General features: G+C 67.0%; 12 protein-coding genes, 1 tRNA gene and 1 pseudogene. 6 read left to right on the plus strand and 8 right to left on the minus strand.

Translation table 11 applies throughout. From position 1 onward, the window contains the following. Positions 1 to 1063, plus strand: a 1063-nt coding sequence (locus tag GH815_RS04825) for a DUF6538 domain-containing protein (protein ID WP_343030662.1), incomplete at its 5' end; no start/stop codon positions are given. A gap of 792 nt (positions 1064 to 1855) precedes the next feature. Here the strand turns inward: GH815_RS04825 and GH815_RS04830 are convergent. The 6 genes from GH815_RS04830 to pdxH all read right to left on the minus strand — a co-directional run bounded on the left by GH815_RS04830 (position 1856) and on the right by pdxH (position 8488). Beyond that, positions 1856 to 2227, minus strand: coding sequence for a GIY-YIG nuclease family protein (locus GH815_RS04830; RefSeq protein ID WP_153747631.1), 372 nt, complete (start codon positions 2225 to 2227; stop codon positions 1856 to 1858). A 217-nt stretch (positions 2228 to 2444) separates the two neighbouring features. After that, positions 2445 to 6101, minus strand: coding sequence for a vitamin B12-dependent ribonucleotide reductase (locus tag GH815_RS04835; protein WP_153747632.1), 3657 nt, complete (start codon positions 6099 to 6101; stop codon positions 2445 to 2447). Between the two features lie 505 nt (positions 6102 to 6606). Further along, positions 6607 to 6683, minus strand: a tRNA-Pro gene (locus GH815_RS04840). Positions 6684 to 6724: 41 nt separating this feature from the next. Continuing rightward, the gene (locus GH815_RS04845) at positions 6725 to 7207 is read right to left on the minus strand and encodes a DUF192 domain-containing protein (protein ID WP_153747633.1); all 483 of its coding nucleotides are present in this window, start codon (positions 7205 to 7207) and stop codon (positions 6725 to 6727) included. Continuing rightward, complete coding sequence (locus tag GH815_RS04850; protein WP_153747634.1) at positions 7171 to 7713, minus strand: cold-shock protein; 543 nt, start codon at positions 7711 to 7713, stop codon at positions 7171 to 7173. The genes GH815_RS04845 and GH815_RS04850 overlap by 37 nt, the downstream gene beginning before the upstream one ends. 118 nt (positions 7714 to 7831) lie before the next feature. After that, entirely contained in the window at positions 7832 to 8488 is a 657-nt protein-coding gene (gene pdxH / locus GH815_RS04855; RefSeq protein WP_343030670.1) for a pyridoxamine 5'-phosphate oxidase, read from the minus strand. 48 nt (positions 8489 to 8536) lie between these two features. Here pdxH and fabI point away from each other — a divergent pair, with 48 nt between their 5' ends. The 5 genes and pseudogenes from fabI to trpE all read left to right on the plus strand — a co-directional run bounded on the left by fabI (position 8537) and on the right by trpE (position 14506). Then, complete coding sequence (gene fabI, locus GH815_RS04860) at positions 8537 to 9355, plus strand: enoyl-ACP reductase FabI (protein ID WP_153747636.1); 819 nt, start codon at positions 8537 to 8539, stop codon at positions 9353 to 9355. Positions 9356 to 9385: 30 nt separating this feature from the next. After that, positions 9386 to 9892 (plus strand): xanthine phosphoribosyltransferase, encoded by a 507-nt coding sequence (gpt, locus tag GH815_RS04865; RefSeq protein WP_153747637.1) that lies wholly within the window; start codon positions 9386 to 9388, stop codon positions 9890 to 9892. A gap of 3 nt (positions 9893 to 9895) precedes the next feature. Then, a pseudogene (locus GH815_RS04870) lies at positions 9896 to 11073 on the plus strand (aminotransferase). A gap of 66 nt (positions 11074 to 11139) precedes the next feature. Next, on the plus strand, positions 11140 to 12987 hold the full coding sequence (locus GH815_RS04875) for a SurA N-terminal domain-containing protein (protein ID WP_153747638.1): 1848 nt from the start codon (positions 11140 to 11142) through the stop codon (positions 12985 to 12987). 4 nt (positions 12988 to 12991) lie between these two features. Next, positions 12992 to 14506: an anthranilate synthase component I gene (gene trpE / locus GH815_RS04880; protein ID WP_153747639.1), complete on the plus strand. Its 1515-nt coding sequence runs from the start codon at positions 12992 to 12994 to the stop codon at positions 14504 to 14506. Between the two features lie 67 nt (positions 14507 to 14573). Here trpE and GH815_RS04885 read toward each other — a convergent pair whose 3' ends face one another. Beyond that, on the minus strand, positions 14574 to 15314 hold the full coding sequence (locus GH815_RS04885) for a fibro-slime domain-containing protein (protein ID WP_211365041.1): 741 nt from the start codon (positions 15312 to 15314) through the stop codon (positions 14574 to 14576). Between the two features lie 169 nt (positions 15315 to 15483). Then, entirely contained in the window at positions 15484 to 19161 is a 3678-nt protein-coding gene (locus tag GH815_RS04890; protein WP_170290291.1) for a translocation/assembly module TamB domain-containing protein, read from the minus strand. Between the last annotated feature and the right edge of the window lie 15 nt (positions 19162 to 19176).

Consider the following 19176-nt stretch of genomic DNA (forward strand, 5'->3'; position numbering starts at 1 on the left):
CGCCGCCGGATGGGTGGGTGGATGTTCACCCGGAGATTACGCCGCCTTCAAATTTCCACCAATTCCGAGACACGACCGCGGCCAGATCGCCTATTCGCTGCGCACCCGGTCTGCGTCCGTTGCTGCTTCGAGGGCAGCGAGGGCAGCGCAACAACTCGATGAGTATTGGTTTCACCTGCGGGTCAAAGACCGCGATCTTCCGGGGAAGCATCTGCTCCGGTTGCAATCGGCGACACCCTCGGCGCCATCGGTTGAAACTGCCGTGCATACTGGGGCTGCAGTGAAGCTGTCAGAGGCAGTCGGCATTTACCTTCGGGTCAAGGGCAGGAACCGGGGCGGAGCATTTCAACGAACCACCGAGAGGTCCTGCGGCTATGTCATCGACATCTGCGGCGACAAGGATTTGCTTGCCTACACGAAGGGGGATGCCACCCGGTTCAGGGACGTCCTGATCGAGCGGGGCCTGACTGGGAGCAGCATTGCCCATCTCAGGATCAACGGTGAGGAAGTTGTCGAGCTGGACTACGGGCAGGTCATGCCGCGTCTGGTCTACGCGCTGGCAGGAAAGGTCCCGAGCATGGATGACCTATACGCCATACCCTGCTTCGAGGAGCATCGCCCCGGCATCAAGAAGGTCGCGTCCTCGATGCTCTTCGTTGAAGCCCCGATTTCGCGCTTCCCACAGGACACCCGGCATCTCTTCCCGAAGTCAGTGAAGATCGGCGACGTGACAGAAGCCATCATGGCGGCACACCCCGAGATCGCGGACAGCTTCTTCAACGGCATCGGTCACCGCTGCCAGTTCCTCGAAAGCGAAATCCTTGTCGAGGTTCTGCTTGTCCTCAAGGGCATGGGGATTGTCGCCCTCCCCATTCATGACGCCATCCTCGTCCCAGCCTCAGCTGCAGCCCAAGCCAAGGCTGTCATGCTGGAGGTCTTCAAGAAGAGGACGGGACAGGAGGGGGTGGTAGACCTCATCACCAAGGACCAGCTCGAAGCCAGTGATGAAGCCGAGGACGAGGCTGTGGTCGAGGCAGAGGAGGAGCTGCTGCTTGCAGCCTGAGGCTTGGGGGTGATGGGAAGGAGGAGGGAGATGCTACCCTACAGCATGACCCTACAGGAGGTAGCTAAAGCTCCCCATAGGGGGACCCATAAGCGAAGGCTGCGGGGTCTCCTTCCCCCCTCCCACCCAAACCCGGCATGTTTAGGGGTCGCACCCCTCAGTGCCCTACCGATGCTGGCCAGGCCTCGGTTTCCCCCCATGGGGTGGGGTGACTGACCATGGCAGGATGGCTGCTACAGGCTCTGGGAGAGTCGGAGAGGCTGATCTTCTCAGCCGATGGCCCAAGACACCGGGGGCGGGCATCAGCCCTCACAGCTCGTCTCAGCGGCTCTCCGCTGCCGTAGCACAAGCCGTAGCACAAGATGCGCCTGTTGACGGTCCCAGCCGAAGCCTGATAGCCCTTGTTTTGCTGAGGCTACGAGCTGAGGCGACGCATGTGACGGGCGATGAACAACCTGTCGGGTGCGCCACTGAAAAATCTATATTTACAATGACTTACGCTGTGACGGGGTAACCTGCGAACCGGCCCGTCACGCTCTGGTCACGGCAACGGGGTTCCCGGCATGGCAGGCCACGGAATCGGGACGGCTGGCGCAGCCCCCCCGGCATGCAGCAGAACCTTGCCGTTCACGCGCAACGCGATCGAGGCCGCCGACAGGCACGGTGCACGATCACGAAAGAAAGGGCCCCCGAGGAGGCCCAGTTTCGTGACCGGCACTCATCTTGTACCGCCCGTTTCTTGCCTGCGGCGCGGGCCACGTCAGGGACGAGCGCACCCGCCCCGGGATTTGTTCAGCTTGTCGATAAGAACAACCCGCCAAGCGCGTTGTGCTGGACATTTAGGGACGGGTTGAAGCTCTGGATTAGCCTGATCTCCGCCTCTTTGTACTGTACGTAGTCCAAGAGCCCCGGCCGATGGACCAGCAGCGCCGAAGCACCCCTTGCCTTGGCTTGGTCTTTGCGTTCGTGATTGGCCAATCGCTTGCTCAGATCCTCGGCGCGTCCGATGTAGAGCGGCGAGTACCCGACAAGCCACGCAATGCAGAACATGTAGACCACATTCCGACCAGAGGGTGCCTCGTCGATACCGTAGACTTCGAATCTGTACGGAGTCTGCCTGTTATCCTCGATCTGTACGATCCGGGGAGCGAGGGCGTTTTTCATTTCGTTTTCCTCGTGTTCAATCCACAGGTCACCCAAGTTTTCAGTGGGTAAGTCCTGTATTTCTCAGCACGCTATTGATCCGCTCGTCCGTCCTTGGTCTTTCTTGGCTCGGTCGACCCGGAAAGGGCCGAACTTGCTTGTCCCGCAGCGTGCCAAATGATTGCGGGATGGGCCGGGGGTCGGTGCTGCAACACCGATCCCCACGACCCTCAATCTCTCAGCTACACCCGCTCGTCGCCCCGCAGGTGTTGCATTTCAGGCAGGTGCCGTTGCGGACCAGCGTGTAGTTGCCGCATTCGCCGCAGGGGTCGCCCTCGTAGCCCTGCATGCGGGCCTTGGCGCGGGGGTCGAGGGCGGCGACGGCGGTGGCGGTGCCGGTCTGGGGCGCGAAGCCCGCGACCGCGGCCAGCGGGTCGGAGGCATCCAGCGCGGTGGCGCCGACCCCGCCTTGCAGCACCACCAGTTCCTGCGGCAGCCGCTTGCGCAGATAGCCGGTCGAGCTGATCTGGCGCAGCACCTCAAGCGATTTCGAGGCCGCGCTTTCCGAAACCGGCTTCACGTTCGGCTTGCCCTCGGCATCGCCGCCGCCCAGATCGTCGAAGGCCGCGCCCAGCGGCTTGACATGGGCCAGATCTGTCCGGTCGAGATAGCTGACCGCCAGTTCGCGGAAGATGTAATCGAGGATCGAGGTCGCGTTCTTGATCGTCTCGTTGCCCTGCACGATGCCCGCGGGCTCGAACCGGGTGAAGGTAAATGCCTCGACGAATTCCTCGAGCGGCACGCCGTATTGCAGGCCCACGCTGACGGCGATGGCGAAATTGTTCATCATCGCGCGGAAACCCGCGCCTTCCTTGTGCATGTCGATGAAGATCTCGCCCAAGGATCCATCGGCATATTCGCCGGTGCGCAGATAGACCTTGTGGCCGCCGACAATGGCCTTTTGCGTGTAGCCCTTGCGCCGTTCGGGCAGCTTTTCGCGATGCGAGCGGACGATTTCCTTGACGATGACCTTTTCGACGATCTTCTCGGCGATGACCTGGGCCTTTTCGGCGGGGGTGCCGGTGGCCAGGATTTCCTCGGCTTCCTCGTCATCCTCGACGAGGCTGGCGGCCAGCGGTTGGCTGAGTTTCGAACCGTCGCGATAGAGCGCGTTGGCCTTGACCCCCAGCGACCAGGACAGTTCATAGGCGTTCAGGCAATCCTCGATGCTGGCATCGTTGGGCATGTTGATCGTCTTCGAGATCGCGCCCGAGATGAAGCTTTGCGCCGCGGCCATCATGCGGATGTGGCTGTCGACGGACAGGAATCGCCTACCCTTCTTGCCGCAGGGATTGGCGCAGTCGAAGACATGGTAATGCGCGGGGTCGAGATGCGGGGCGCCCTCAAGCGTCATGGTTCCGCAGACATGGTCGTTGGCGGCGTCGATCTCGGCCTTGCTGAAGCCCAGATGGCGCAGCATGTCGAAGCCGGGATCGTTCAGCTTTTCGGCCGGGATGCCGAGCACTTCCTTGCAGAATGCCTCGCCCAGGGTCCACTGGTTGAAGACGAAGCGGATGTCGAAGGCCGAGGGCAGCGCGGCCTCGATCTTGTCCAGTTCCGCCCGGCCGAAACCATGGCCGATCAGCGCGGTGTGGTTGATGCCGGGGCAATTGCCGATCGAGCCGTGGCCGACCGCATGGGCGACGATTTCCTCGATCTGCGCCGGAGCGTAGCCCAGCGTTTCCAGCGCGGCGGGCACCGAGCGGTTGATGATCTTGAAATAGCCGCCGCCGGCCAGCTTCTTGAACTTGACCAGCGCGAAATCGGGCTCGATCCCGGTGGTGTCGCAATCCATCACCAGCCCGATCGTGCCGGTGGGCGCGATCACGCTGACCTGCGCGTTGCGGTAGCCATGCCTTTCGCCCAGCGCCAGCGCCTCGTCCCAGGCGCCGCGGGCCAGCTCGATCAGGCGGGCATCGGGGCAATTGGCGTGATCGAGGGCGACCGGGCTGACGGCCAGCCCTTCGTAGCCTTCGGTCTGGCCATGGGCGGCGCGGCGGTGGTTGCGGATGACGCGCAGCATGTGATCGGCATTGCGCGCATGGCCCGGGAAGGCGCCAAGTTCGCCCGCAATCTCGGCCGAGGTGGCATAGGCGATGCCGGTCAGGATCGCGGTCAGCGCCCCGCACAACGCGCGGCCCTCGGGCGAGTCATAGCCCAGACCCATGTTCATCAGAAGCCCGCCGATATTGGCGTAGCCAAGCCCCAGCGTGCGGAAATCATAGGAAAGCTGGGCGATTTCCTTGGACGGGAACTGCGCCATCATCACGCTGATTTCCAGCGTCAGCGTCCACAGACGGGTGGCGTGGATGTAATCCTCGGCCCGGAACACGCCGTCGCCCTGGAAGGTCAGCAGGTTCATCGAGGCCAGGTTGCAGGCCGTGTCATCGAGGAACATGTATTCCGAACAGGGGTTCGAGGCGCGGATCTCGCCATCCTCGGGGCAGGTGTGCCAGCCGTTGATCGTGTCGTGGAACTGGATGCCCGGATCGGCGCAGGACCAGGCGGCATGGCCCACCTGCGCCCAGAGATCGCGCGCCTTGACGGTCTTGGCGACCTTGCCATCGGTGCGGCGTACCAGTTCCCAATCGGCATCCTCGCGCACGGCGCGCAGGAAGGCGTCGGTCACGCGCACCGAGTTGTTCGAGTTCTGGCCCGACACGGTGGCATAGGCGTCGCTATCCCAGTCGGTGTCATAGGTCGGGAACTCGATCGAGGCATAGCCCTGGCGTGCGTAATCCAGCACGCGCTTGACATAGGCTTCGGGGATCAGTGCCTTTTTCGCGGCGCGGATCGCGGCTTTCAGCCCCTCGTTCGCCGCGGGGTCATAGGCGCTGGCTTCCTTGCCGTCCCAGGCCCGGATCGCGGCGAAGATCGCGTTCAGGTGCTTTTCGTGCATCTTCGAGCCCGCAACGAGGCTGGCGACCTTCTGTTCCTCGATGACCTTCCAGTTGATGAACTGCTCGATATCGGGGTGATCCATGTCGCAGATCACCATCTTGGCCGCGCGCCGCGTGGTGCCGCCCGACTTGATCGCGCCCGCCGCCCGGTCGCCGATGCGCAGGAAGCCCATCAGGCCCGAAGACTTGCCGCCGCCCGAGAGTTTCTCGCCCTCGGCGCGCAGGCTGGAAAAATTGGTGCCGGTGCCCGAGCCGTACTTGAACAGCCGCGCCTCGCGCACCCACAGGTCCATGATGCCGCCCTCGTTCACCAGGTCGTCCTTGATCGACTGGATGAAGCAGGCATGCGGCTGCGGGTGTTCATAGGCCGAGGCCGACCGGGTCAGCTTGCCGGTCTTCCAGTCGACATAGAAATGCCCCTGCCCCGGACCGTCGATGCCATAGGCCCAGTGCAGCCCCGTGTTGAACCATTGCGGGCTGTTCGGCGCGGCCATCTGGGTGGCCAGCATGTAGCGCATTTCGTCGTAATAGGCGCGGGCGTCGGACTCGGTGGTGAAATAGCCGCCCTTCCAGCCCCAATAGGCCCAGGCGCCCGCCATCCGGTCAAAGACCTGCTTGGCCGAGGTTTCGCCGCCGAAGCGGGCCTCCTCGGGCAGATCGGCCAGCGCCGCCTCGTCGGGGACCGAGCGCCAGAGGAACTCGGGCACGTCCTTTTCGCGCACGCGCTTGAGCCGCGCGGGCACGCCCGCCTTGCGGAAGTATTTCTGCGCGATCACGTCGCTGGCGACCTGGCTCCAGCCTGCGGGCACCTCGACGGCATCCAGACGAAAGACCACGGTGCCATCGGGATTGCGGATCTCCGAGGTGGTGGTGGTGAACTCGATCGCGCCATAGGCGGCGGTCGCTTCGGTGGTGAATTTGCGTTCGATCTTCATCTGTCTGCCCCGTTCCTTCTGTCGCGAGCCGGGGGCAAGGGCGCCCCATCCGCGAATTCCCTGCCATCGGGAAAGGACATCCTGACCCCGGCCGCCCCTCGCCGCCGGGTCGCGCGCCCGTTGCCCGGGCTGCGCCATCTGTCTGCTGTCCTGTCCCGCTCTACGCTGACACTAGATATTGTGTTCCTGCGCTCAGCCAACACAAATTGACGTAGATCGCCATAATTGGTCAACGGAAATTTCATACTCGTCCCCAAGTTTTTCGGCTTGACCGCGCAAGCGAGTCCGGGTCGGGCGATTCACCGCCAGCGGGCGGCGTTGCTCCGGATCGGGGCGGATGGGGAAAACCGCACGGATAGAGGGACTTACACGCCAAGGTTGTGGCGCGCATCCGGGACAGGCCCTACACCGGTAAGGAAAATTAACGCGGGCTCAAGGGGTTAACGCGGATGCCTTGGGTGGCATCTGCGCGGGAATCGGGCGTCCTGCGGACCCTGAAAGGGGCTGGTCGGGGCGGCGGGATTCGAACCCACGGCCTTCGGTACCCAAAACCGACGCGCTACCAAGCTGCGCTACGCCCCGTGCGCGCCTCATAGCGCCCGCCGCGACACAAGGGAAGCGAATTAGGGACAGGGCCAGGCCGCATCCGGGCCAAAGGCGGGGTGGCGCAACTCGCTGCCCGGGCCGATCCCCAGCCGATCCGCCAGCCCGCCATTGATTTCCAGCACCGCCTGAACCCCCTCGCCCCCGTCGATCGGCGTGCGGTCCAGCGGGCGGGCATTCTGATGCACCTTCAGCACGCGGCCCTCGGGATCGAGAAACAGCATGTCGAGCGGGATCAGCGTGTCCTTCATCCAGAAGGCCACGCGCTGGGGATGGTCATAGACGAACAGCATCCCCGCCCAGGCGGGCAGCGTCTCGCGATGCATGAGCCCGCGCGCGCGCGTTTCCTCGGAATCGGCGATCTCGACCGTGAAGCGCGCGCTGCCCCAGTCGCCGCGCAGATCGACGCGGGTGCCGTCGCATTGCGCGCGCGCGGCACCGGCCATGGCCAGCACCAGCGCCGCGATCAGTCCCGCGAAGTGGAGGAAACTGCGCTTTCCCATGGCCCCACCATCACCGCCAGTTGCCCGCGCTGGCCTTCGGTCACGCGGATCGCGATTGCCTCGCCCGGTTGCAGATCGGCCAGACCGGACCGGCGCAACACCTCGATATGAACGAACACGTCCTGATTGCGGCCGAACACATTGGCAAAGCCGAAGCCCTTGGACTTGTCGAACCACTTGACCCGCGCCGGTTCAAGCGGCAGCGCCGCCAGTTCCTCGGGTTCAAGGCGCAGCGCATCCTCGAAAAGCTGGGTATCGCCCAGGGCGGGCGGGTCGATGCGCAGGATCTCGGTCGCCTGCAAGCCCCGCGCCGTCTCTTGCACCAGAAGCTCGACGCCCGCCCCGTCCGACACCGAGCTTTGCCCGAAATTCCGCAGGACATTGGCATGAAGCAGGATATCAGGGCCGCCCGTCCCGGCCACCACGAACCCGAACCCCTTGGTCGGGTCGAACCATTTCACATGCCCCTCCACCCGTCGGGGTGGCGTATCGTTTTCCCTGGTCATGATCCCCTAACCGGATGAACCGATCACCCCCCCTGCACTCCCATTTCATAGACCGCCGCCGCGATGCAAGGCAATTCCCGGACCGCCGGGCGCCGCCTGCCCGTCCCGCGGGCTGCTTTCAGGGGTACAATCTTACTATGTCCCACGCTCCGCGAACCGTCTCTCGCCGCCAGCGGAACCGGTCATGCAGACGGAACGCCCCGTCGGCCCAGAACTCGATTTCCAGCGGCCGCAGCCGGATTCCGCCCCAGAACGGCGGGCGGCCCGGTGTCATCCCCTTCTGCGCGGTCACCCGCGCAACATCGGCCATCAAGGCGCCCCGCGAGCCAAGCGGGCGCGATTGCTGCGAGGCCCAGGCGCCAAGCCGGCTTTGCAGCGCCCGCGACGCATAATAGGCATCTGCCTTGTCGCCCTCCTCGCGTTCGGTCACCCCGCGCACCCGCACCTGACGCCTCAACGACTTCCAATGTAACACGAAAGCGGCCTTGCCGGTTGCAGAAATCTCGGTGCCCTTCGCGCTTTGGTAGTTCGTGTAGAACACGAAGGCATCCGGCTCGATCTCGCGCAGAAGGACCATGCGCACATTGGGCATTCCCGCGGCATCGACGGTGGCCAGCGCGATCGCGTCGGGATCGTTCGGCTCGGTCCGCACCGCCTCGGCCAGCCAGTCCCGTGCGATCGCGAACGGGTCGTCGCCCGCGAAGATCCCCTGCCTGTCGGTCATGTCTTCGTGCTCCTGCCGCGTGTCGTGGCGGTCTTGATGGGTCGGTGCAATTGCCCTACACCCACGTCAACTTATTGCAAGGTGGTCGAGGGACGCCGGATGTCAACGAAACTCATGGAAGGCAAGCGCGGTCTCATCATGGGGCTTGCGAACGACAAGTCCATCGCCTGGGGCATCGCGCAGCATTGTGCGGCGCAGGGCGCGGAACTGGCGTTCTCGTACCAGGGCGAGGCGCTGAAGAAGCGGGTCGAGCCGCTGGCGGCAAGCCTTGGCACCGATATCGTGCTGGAATGCGACGTGTCCGAGGAAGCGTCGCTGGACAGGCTGTTCGACGCGCTTGGCCAGCGCTGGGACCGGCTGGATTTCATCGTCCACGCCATCGGCTTTTCCGACAAGGAACAGCTTCGCGGCCGCTATGTCGATACCACGCGCGACAATTTCGCGATGACGATGGATATCTCGGTGTTCTCGTTCACCGCCGTCGTCCAGCGCGCCGCACGGATGATGACCGAGGGCGGCTCGGCGCTGACGCTGACCTATTACGGCGCCGAGCGGGTGATGCCGCATTACAACGTGATGGGTGTTGCCAAGGCCGCGCTGGAGGCGAGCGTGCGCTACCTGGCCGAGGATCTGGGCAAGGACGGCATCCGCGTGAACGCGATCAGCGCCGGGCCGATTAAGACGCTGGCGGCCTCGGGCATCGGGGATTTCCGCTACATCATGAAGTGGAACGAGCTGAACTCGCCGCTGCGGCGCAATGTCAGCCAGGACGAGGTGGGCAAGTCGGCGCTTTACCTGCTGTCCGATCTGGGCAGCGGCGTCACCGGCGAGGTGCACCATGTCGATGCGGGCTATCACGTCGTCGGCATGAAGGCCGTGGACGCGCCCGATATCGACGCGGTCACCGGGCGCAAGTGATCCCCTGACATCCCCCGAAAGGAACCTGCCATGTCGCCCTCCGACCGTCTGCCGCATGAAAAGGGCTTTCACGTCAGCTGGGACCAGCTTCACCGCGACGCGCGTGCGCTGGCGTGGCGGCTGGACGGTCAGGGGCCGGATGGCGGCGGCTGGCGGGCGGTGGTGGCGATCACGCGGGGCGGCATGGCGCCCGCGATGATCGTGGCGCGCGAGCTGGATATCCGCATCGTCGACACGATCAGCGTGAAATCCTACAACCACCAGACCCAGACCGCGCCGCATGTCATCAAGACCCCCGACATGGGTCTGGTGGGTGACGGCACCGGCGTTCTGATCGTCGATGATCTGGTCGATACCGGCCGCACGCTGGAAGTGGTGCGCCAGTTGATGCCCAAGGCGCATGTCGCGACCGTCTATGCCAAGCCTAAGGGCCGGCCGATGGTCGATACCTTCATCACCGAGGTCAGCCAGGATACCTGGATCTTCTTCCCCTGGGACATGGCGCTGCAATATGTGGAACCCTACCGGGGCGCCTGATCCATGCCGCGCCCGCTGAACCCGCGCATGGCCACCACCTTTGCGCCCCCGGTGATGGAGGCGCGGCGCTGGTTGCAGGGGTGGCGTTTCCCGATGACCGGCCGCTGATCAATGTCAGCCAGGCCGCCCCGATGGAGCCCCCGCCCGAGGCCCTGCGCCAGGCGATTGCCGAGGCCGCGCTGACCGATCCGGGGGCGCATCTTTACGGCCCTGTCCTTGGCCTGCCCGACCTGCGCGCGGAAGTGGCGGCGCAATGGTCGGCCAGCTATGGCGGCCGGATCTCGGCGCAACAGGTCGCGATCACGCAGGGCTGCAACCAGGCGTTCTGCGCGGCGATGGCGACGCTTGCGGGCGACGGGGACGAGGTGATCCTGCCGACGCCGTGGTATTTCAATCACAAGATGTGGCTGGACATGGCCGGGATCCGGGCCGTGCCGCTGCCCACCGGCGACAGCCTTGTGCCCGAAATCCGGAACGCCGCCCAGCTCATCACGGAACGCACCCGGGCCATCATTCTGGTCACGCCGAACAATCCCGCGGGCGTCGAGTATCCCGCCGCACTGATCGCCGATTTCATGGCGCTGTGCCGCCGCCACGGCATCGCGCTGATCCTGGACGAGACCTATCGCGATTTCCATTCCGGCACGGGCGCGCCGCACGATCTGTTCGCCGATCCCGACTGGGCCGATACGCTGATCCAGCTTTATTCCTTTTCCAAGGCATACCGGCTGACCGGCCACCGCGTCGGCGCGATGGTGGCGCATGAGGACAGGCTGGCCGAGGTCGAGAAATTCCTAGACACCGTGGCGATCTGCCCCAACCAGCTTGGTCAGCGCGCGGCACTTTGGGGGATGCGCAATCTCGGGCAATGGCTGGCGGGGGAACGGGCCGAGATCCTGGAACGCCGCGCGGCCATCGAGGCGGGGTTCGCCACGCTGGAGGGCTGGCGGTTGCTGGGCGCGGGCGCCTATTTTGCCTATGCCGCGCATCCCTTTGCGATCCCGTCCGACGCGCTGGCCCGCAACCTGGTGGCCGGGGCGGGCGTGCTGCTGTTGCCCGGCACGATGTTCCAGCCCGAAACCGATCCCGGCGCGCGCCGGCAGTTGCGCATCGCCTTTGCCAATATCGACCGCGACGGCATTGCGCGGCTGTTTCAGCGGCTGGCCGCCTTTCGCCCCTGACGCTTGCGGGGGCGGCTGCAAACCCCTACACAGCTTCCCAAACGCGCCAGCGCAGGGAGGCAGCCCATGTCCAAATCCGTCGGCAAGCAGGCATCCCGGGCCGCCGTCTGGGTTCTGATGGGGCTGTTGATCCTAGGGCTCGGCGGGTTCGGCATCTCGAATTTCGGCGGCTCGATCGACGCCATCGGCACGGTCGGCAAGGAAAAGATCGCCGTCGATTCCTATGCCCGCGCGCTGCGGCGCGAGTTGAACGCCCAGCAGGCCGCCACCGGCCGCGTGGTCGGCTTTGCCGAGGCCGAGGCGGGCGGGCTGGTCGACCAGGTGCGCGCGCGCCTGATCGGGGACGCCGCGCTGGACAACGAAACCCGGCGGATCGGCATTTCGGTGGGCGATGCGCGCGTTGCCCAGGAGGTGCTTGAGGTGCCCGCCTTTCAGGGCACGGATGGCCAGTTCAACCGCGAGAACTATCGCTTCGTGCTGCAACAGAACGGGCTGACGGTTGCCCAGTTCGAGGCGCAGATCCGCAAGGATACCGCCCGCTCGCTGTTGCAGGCGGGCGTGATGGCGGGACTTGGCGAGCCCGAGACCTATGCCGACACGCTTTACAACTTCATCGCCGAACGGCGCAGCGCCAGCCTGATCCGGCTGGACGCCGCCGCGCTGGACGCCCCCGTTCCCGACCCGACCGAAGCCGAGATCGCGGCCTATTACCAGGCGAATCCCGCCGCCTATACCGCGCCCAGCATCCGCCAGATCACCTATGCCTGGCTGACGCCCGAGATGATGCTGGACCGGATCGAACCTGACGAGGCGCTGCTGCGCGAGCTTTACGAGGACCGGATCGACGAGTTCGTGCAGCCCGAACGCCGACTGGTGGAACGACTGGTCTTCCCCACCGAAGAAGAAGCCGCTGCCGCCATGGCGGCGATCACGGCGGGGGAAAGCACGTTCGATGCGGCGGTCGAGGCGCGCGGGCTGCGTCTGTCGGATGTCGATCTGGGCGATGTCACCGAGCATGGCATCGGCGGCGCGGCGGGGGCGGCGGTCTTTGCGCTGGACGGCCCCGGCGTGACCGGCCCGCACCTGTCCGATATCGGCCCCGCGATCTTTCGTGTGAACGGCATCCTGGCCGCGCGCGAGACCAGCTTCGAGGATGCCCGCGAAGCGCTTGTCGACGAGTCGATCCGTGACCGCGCAGCCCGGATGATCGGCGATCTGGTCAACGATTACGACGACCGTCTGGCCGCCGGGGCGACGCTGGAGGATCTGGCCGCCGAGACCGAGATGGAGCTTGGCCGCATCGACTTTACCGGCGAACCCGCCGATGGCATCGCGGCCTATGAATCCTTCCGCGATGCGGCCGCCGATCTGGCCGCAGGCGATTTCCCCGAGCTTCTGGAACTTGAGGATGGCGGCATCTTTGCGCTGCGGCTCGACGCCGATCTGCCGCCCGCCCTGCGCCCGCTGGACCAGGTCCGCGCCGAGGTCGCTGCCGACTGGCGCGCGGCCGAGATGCGGGCACGTCTTGGCCGGCAGGCCGCCGCACTTGCGGGCCGCGTTGCAACGGGCGAAGCGTTCGACGCGCTGGGCCATCCGGTCGAGACCGAGGCGGCGCTGTCGCGGGGCGGGCTGACGCCCCCGGCGCTGGGCGAGGCGCTGTTCGACATGGCCGCGCCGGGCGAAACCCGCGTCGTCACCGCGGGCGAAGGGGCCTGGCTGATCCGGCTGGACGCGATCCTGCCGCCCGATCCCGACGACCTGGCCGCGGGCTTCCTGCGCGAGACCATCGCCGCGCAGGCCGCGCAAGGCATGGCGCAGGATCTGTACGGCTATTTCGCGCAGGAACTGGTGAATGCCGCCGGCCTGACGCTTGACCAATCGGCGCTTAACGCCGTTCACGCCCAGTTCCGGTAGGCCCATGGCGAAGATCGTTCCCGAATTCGCGGCATTCGAGGCCGCCTATGATGCCGGCAAGGCGCAACTGGTCCATGCAAGGCTGGCCGCCGATCTGGACACGCCGGTATCGCTGATGCTGAAGCTTGCAGGCGCGCGGACCGACAGCTTCATGCTGGAATCGGTCACCGGCGGCGAGGTGCGCGGGCGCTATTCGGTCGTGGGCCTGAAACCCGACCTGATCTGGGAATGCCGGGGCGAAACCAGCCGCGTCAACCGCCACGCCCGGTTCGACGCGGATGCGTGGGAACCGATGGCGGGCAGCCCGCTGGACACGCTGCGCGCGGTGCTGGCCGAAAGCGCGATAGAGATACCCGACGATCTGCCGCCCATCGCGGCGGGGCTGTTCGGCTATCTGGGCTATGACATGATCCGGCTGGTCGAGCGGCTGCCCGATGTCAATCCCGACCCGCTGGGCCTGCCCGATGCGGTGATGCTGCGCCCTTCGGTCGTCGCGGTGCTGGACGGGGTCAAGGGCGAGGTGACGGTGGTCTCGCCCGCCCGGCCCGAACCGGGGCTGTCGGCGCGCGCGGCCTATGCCCAGGCCGCCGAGCGAGTGATGGACGCGCTGCGCGATCTTGACCGCGCGGTGCCAGCCGAAACCCGCGATTTCGGCGAGGCGCGCGAGGTGGGCGAGCCGGTCTCGAACTTCACCAAGGACGGCTACATGGCCGCCGTGGAAAAGGCCAAGGAATATATCCGCGCGGGCGACATCTTTCAGGTCGTGCCCGCCCAGCGCTGGACGCAGGATTTCCCGCTGCCGCCCTTTGCGCTGTACCGAAGCCTGCGGCGCACGAATCCCTCGCCCTTCATGTTCTTCTTCAATTTCGGCGGCTTCCAGGTGATCGGCGCCAGCCCCGAAATCCTTGTGCGGCTGCGCGACGGTCAGGTGACGATCCGGCCCATCGCCGGAACCCGCCCGCGCGGCGCCACGCCCGAGGAAGACAAGGCCCATGAGGCCGACCTGCTGGCCGATCAGAAGGAACTGGCCGAACATCTGATGCTGCTGGATCTGGGTCGCAACGATGTGGGGCGCGTGGCCAGGATCGGCACCGTGCGGCCGACCGAGGAATTCGTGATCGAGCGCTATTCGCATGTCATGCATATCGTCTCGAACGTGGTGGGCGAGATCCGCGAAGGCGAGGATGCGCTGTCGGCGCTGCTGGCCGGGCTGCCCGCGGGCACGGTGTCCGGCGCGCCCAAGGTCCGCGCGATGGAGATCATCGACGAACTGGAACCTGAAAAGCGCGGCGTCTATGGCGGCGGCGTGGGCTATTTCTCGGCCGGGGGCGAGATGGACATGTGCATCGCGCTGCGCACGGCTGTCGTCAAGGATGACAAGCTCTATATCCAAGCGGGCGGCGGCGTGGTCTATGACAGCGACCCCGAGGCCGAATGGCAGGAAACCGTGAACAAGGCCCGCGCGCTGCGCACAGCCGCCGCCGAAGCCGCCCGTTTCGTGCGCAGGGGTAATGGCTGAGGCAAGGCACCCGAAAGGGAAAATGGCCGCCCGAAGGCGGCCATCTGTCGTCAACAGGCCGTGACGATCAGGCCTGAACCTTGCGGCGGCGTGCCAGCAGCGTGATCCCCGCCAGACCGCCCGCCAGCAAGGGCAGCGACGCGGGAAGCGGCACTGCCGGGGTCGACAGGGGCAAGGTGGTCGTGATCGTGAAGTTCGACTGGCTCGTGTGCCGCTCGGCAAAGAAGATGCTGAAACCGTAATTCGTGTCCTGCGACAGCCCGAGAGAGTCGATCAGGGTCTGACCGGTAAATCCGCCCGTCACGGCGCCATGCACCCCGCCCAGATCCAGTGCCAGCTTGCCGCCAACGAACACCCACAGATCGTCGTCACCTGTGAAGGTAAAGCTGTCGGTCGGCTTGAAGGACAGCGTGCCCGTTATCTCGTAGGTGAAATGGTAGTTGTGCGCCCGGCCCTGATTGCCGAAAAGCTGGTCGTCGATCGGGAAGAAGCTGTTGCTCGAATACTGGAACACGCCACTGCCAGGCGCGGTCTCGTTCAGCGTCAGCGTCAGACTGGTGGACTGATTGACCCCGGGCACGTCGCGATACCACTGGGCGAAATCCGCCTGGGTGCTGAACTGGCTGGACGCCAGGCCCAGCGGGCTGAGCACCGGCTTGCCGTCCGCATCAAGCGTCGTCTCGATCGCACCGGTCTGAAGCCCTCCGATCACGGCCTCGAAATCGGGATGGCTGTCCTTGAAGTCCCGAATCGTGCCGGTCAACTCAAGCGTTGCGGCCGACACCATTCCGGCCGAAAACAAAGCCATTGCGGCAGCGATGGCTGTGGTCGTCTTGCAGTACATGGCAAACCCCTTTGCACCCTTAACGGCCCGATCATAGCACGATCAAGCAAACCTGCGCATGATCCTTTTGGAGTCCTCGGAATCCGTGAACAGTCGCACGGACACAGCGCAGATTGTTTCGTCTTCGTCCGGATCAGTAATCGCGTTCGTAGAAGATGCCGATCCCGGTATCGCCATCGGCGCCCAGCCGTCCGCGTACCGTGACCTGCGGCGACAGATCAAAATTCAGCTCGATCCGGGTCTGGCCCGCGCCATCGACCGTGACCTCGGAATAAAGATCGTCGGACAGGTACTTGCCGATGCTGACCTCGGTCTCGCCGTCCTCGGTCTGGCGCAGGTCAAGGTCGTCCAGCCCCGTGCCCTGGCGCACCCGGCCCAGCAGCCCCGCGCCATCGCCGCCCGCCAGCCCCGCAACCGCGGTGGCAAGCTGGAGCGCCTGAAAGGCCGAAAGCTGCGTGATGCCGCGCCCGAACAGAAGCCGGGACAGCACCTCGTCCTCGGGCAGGTCGGGTTCGGAGCGGAAGCGGATCTCGGGCGCGCTGGCGCGGCCTTCGAGCATCACCTGCGCACTGATATCGCCGCTGCGGGTCGCCGCCACGAAGCGCAGATAGGGGTCCAGGGCACCTTGCAGCGACACCTGCCCCTCGGTCAGTTCGAAGCGGCGCGACAGGATATCGAGCCGCCCGCGGATCAGGTCGAACCGGCCATCGGGGATCACATCGGCCGTTGTGCCGCGCAGCCGCAGCGTGCCGCCGACCTCGGCATCCAGACCGCGGCCGCGCACGAAGACCTGCCCCGGCGCCACGATGGTCAGATCCAGCGGATAGGGCCGCCCGCCGCCGTCGCGCCCGGTCCCGGCCAGCAAGCCCGCGCGGGCGCGCGTGGCGCGCGAGGCGGCGCTTTCGCCGATATGGGTGATCTCGGGGATCGGGCCGCCAGCGGTTGCCCCGCCCGAGGGCACCGCGATCTCGGTGCGGCCAAGGTCGATCCGCCCCGCGATCAGCGCCCCGCCCGCAAGCGGGCCGCGCATCGTCAGCCGCCCGTCGAGCCGCGTTTCGAACAGCGGATCGTTGCGCAGCGGGGCACGATCAAGCGCAATCGCCAGATCGCCGTCAAAGGGTGCGGCCAGCGTCACCGGCCCGGTCACGCTGACCCGGCCGCTGCCATCGACCGCCCCGGCCAGCTCGATCTGCGCCCGCCCGCCCGACAGCGCGACCGCCCCGGCGATTCCGGTCACGGCCAGACCCTGGGCAGGCAGCGCAAGCCGGGCGCCCTCGGTCACCGCGCGGCCCGACAGCGCGGACAGCGCCAGCGGCCCGCGCAGCGCAAGATCATAGCGCGCCTGCCCGTCCAGACTGCGCGGCGCGATGAAGCCGTTGACCAGCGCAAGCGGCGCCGTGCCCGTTGCACTCAGATCGGCCTGCGCGCCGTCCAGCGCCAGGGTTCCGGCCAGCCGCGCGGTGGTGCCCCCCGGCCCCGTCGCGTCAAGCGCCAGCCGCAGATCGCCATTGGTGGGCTGCGCCCGGCCCGTGACCGTCAGCGGCCCGGGAAAGCCGGGGGCCAGCAGCGCCAGATCGGCCAGCCGCCCCGACAGGGTCAGCGCGTCGCCCTCTGCCTCAGCCGCGTTCAGGCGCAGGACCGGCGTGGACAGGTCCAGCGCCTCGATCATCGGCGTTCCGTTCCGGCGCGCGCCGCGGGCCGATATCCGGCTTTCGTCGCCGATCAGCCTGTCGATGGCGCCCAGCCCCAGCGCCAGCCCCTGCCCGCGCGCGTCAAGCTCGGCGCTGAGATCGCCGCGCAGCGCGCCCGCCCCTGTCAATGTCGCGTCCAGCGCCCCGCGCAGCGGCCGGCCCGCAAGCCCCGAAAAGGGCGCCAGATCGCGCGCGGCAAGCGTGACGCGCCCCTCGGCGGGCAATGCCGGATCGTCGGGGGTGAGCGCACCGGTGGCCGTCAGCCGCGCGCCTGCGCCGGTGGCCTCCAGCCGGTCGATGCGGATGCGCCCGCCATCTTCCCAGCCAAGGCTTGCGTCGATATTGCCCGGCCCCGACAGGCGCCCATCGACAAGCGCAAGCTCGGGCAGCTCGCCCGACAGGCGCAGGCCCGCCGCGGCGGTGGACAGATCGCCCTCGGCCGTCAGGCGCAGCGCGGGCGTCTCGATGGCCAGCGCGCGCAGCGCGGTCCCCGCAGGCCCCCGCGCCGCCGCAAGCGACAGGTTGCCCGCCCCGGCGAGCAGCGGATCGAGCCGCGGCGTGCCGATTGACAGATCGCGTGTATCGGCCGCAAGGCGCAGGTCGAACACCCCGTCGAGCAGGCCATAGCGGCCCTGAACCCGCGCCTCGGCCGCGCCACCGAGCGCCGCGCCTGTCAGCGGCGCGATCCGGGCCAGATCGTCCAGCGCCAGTTCGGCCTGTCCATCCAGCGGCAGGCCCGCCCGCAGCGCGCCAAGCGTACCGCTGGCCGTGGCGCGCAGCCCGCCCGCATCCAGCCGCAGCGCATCGAGCCGCAGATCGGCCCCCTCGGCATGGACGATCCGCGCGGTGCCGCGCAGTGCATCGCCCAGCGCCCGGGCAAGCGCCGGGTCGTCATGGGCAAGCCCCGTCGCGGCAAAGGTCAGATCGGCGGTCAGCGCGGTGGGGCTGACGGGCCGGATCGTGCCGCTGCCCGCAATCGCGGCCCGGCCAAGCGCCAGCCCTTCGCGCGCAAGCCCGTCCAGAACCGCCTCGGCCTGCCATTCCTCGCCCAGCGCAGCATCGAAACGGGCGGTCAGCCGCGCACCATCGACGCGGGTTTCCGGGCCCGCAAGCGGCAGCGCGACGGGGCCGGTCAGCGTGCCGTCCAGCGCCAGCCGCTCGGGCAGGCCGGACGGGGCCAGCGCCAGCGTGCCGCCCAGCGTCAGCGCGCCGGTTTCCAGATCGAGGCGCGAGAGGTCGGTGCCGCCATCGGCCCGCCTTGTGCCCGCGACCTGCACCCGCGCGGCATCGCCAAAGAAGGGCCGGACCTGCTCGGCCACCAGCGGCGCGACATCGCCCGCAATGTTCAGCGCAAAGCGCGAGGTGCCGGGGCTGTCGGCGGGCTCGTCCAGAGTGAAGCGGCCGCTCACGCGCTGCACCCCGTCGGTCGCCAGCGCAAGATCGGCGCCGAAATCCGACAATGTGCCCGCGCCCGCCAGCGTCAGCGCAACCGGCGGGCTGCCGGGCAGGCCCAGAAGCCCCGCGACCAGCCCGCCTGCCCCCTCGCTCAGCGCGATATCCAGCGCCAGCGCGCGGCTGTCATTGGCAAAGCTTGCCACCACGGCAAAGCGCCCCTCGGCATCGTTGCGGGTGGCGTTCAGGTCGACCGCCCCTGCCCCGTCCGTCAGCCAAAGCGCGGCCGTGATCGCAAGTTCGGCCGACTGGCCCAGCACCGCCGCGCCCAGATCCAGCCGGGGCGTCGCGATCTCGCCGATCTCGATGGCGACGGGCAGTTCGGGTAGCTGGAAGGGCTGCGCCTCGGCATCCTCGACCCGGGGGCCGTCCTCGCCCACGGGAAGCCGGATCAGCTCGATTTCCTCGGCGCGCAGGCGCCGGACGGCGACCCGGCCGCGCAGCAATGCGGCGCGCGACCAGTCAAGCTCGGCGCCGCGGATCGTCAGCCAGACCCCTTCGGCATCGGCAATGGTCAGCGTTTCAAGCGTGGCCCGCGACGAGAGCGCGCCGCGAAAGCCGGTGATGTCGATCTCGCGCCCGGCCGAGGACAGCCGGTCGGCCAGGAACCGCTCCAGCAGGCTGCGGTCATCATCTTGCGCGGCCAGCGGCTGGGCGGTGGCGATCATCAGGACAAGGGCAAG

The organism is Rhodovulum strictum, assembly GCF_009649175.1.
Classification (GTDB): Bacteria; Pseudomonadota; Alphaproteobacteria; order Rhodobacterales; family Rhodobacteraceae; genus Rhodovulum; species Rhodovulum strictum.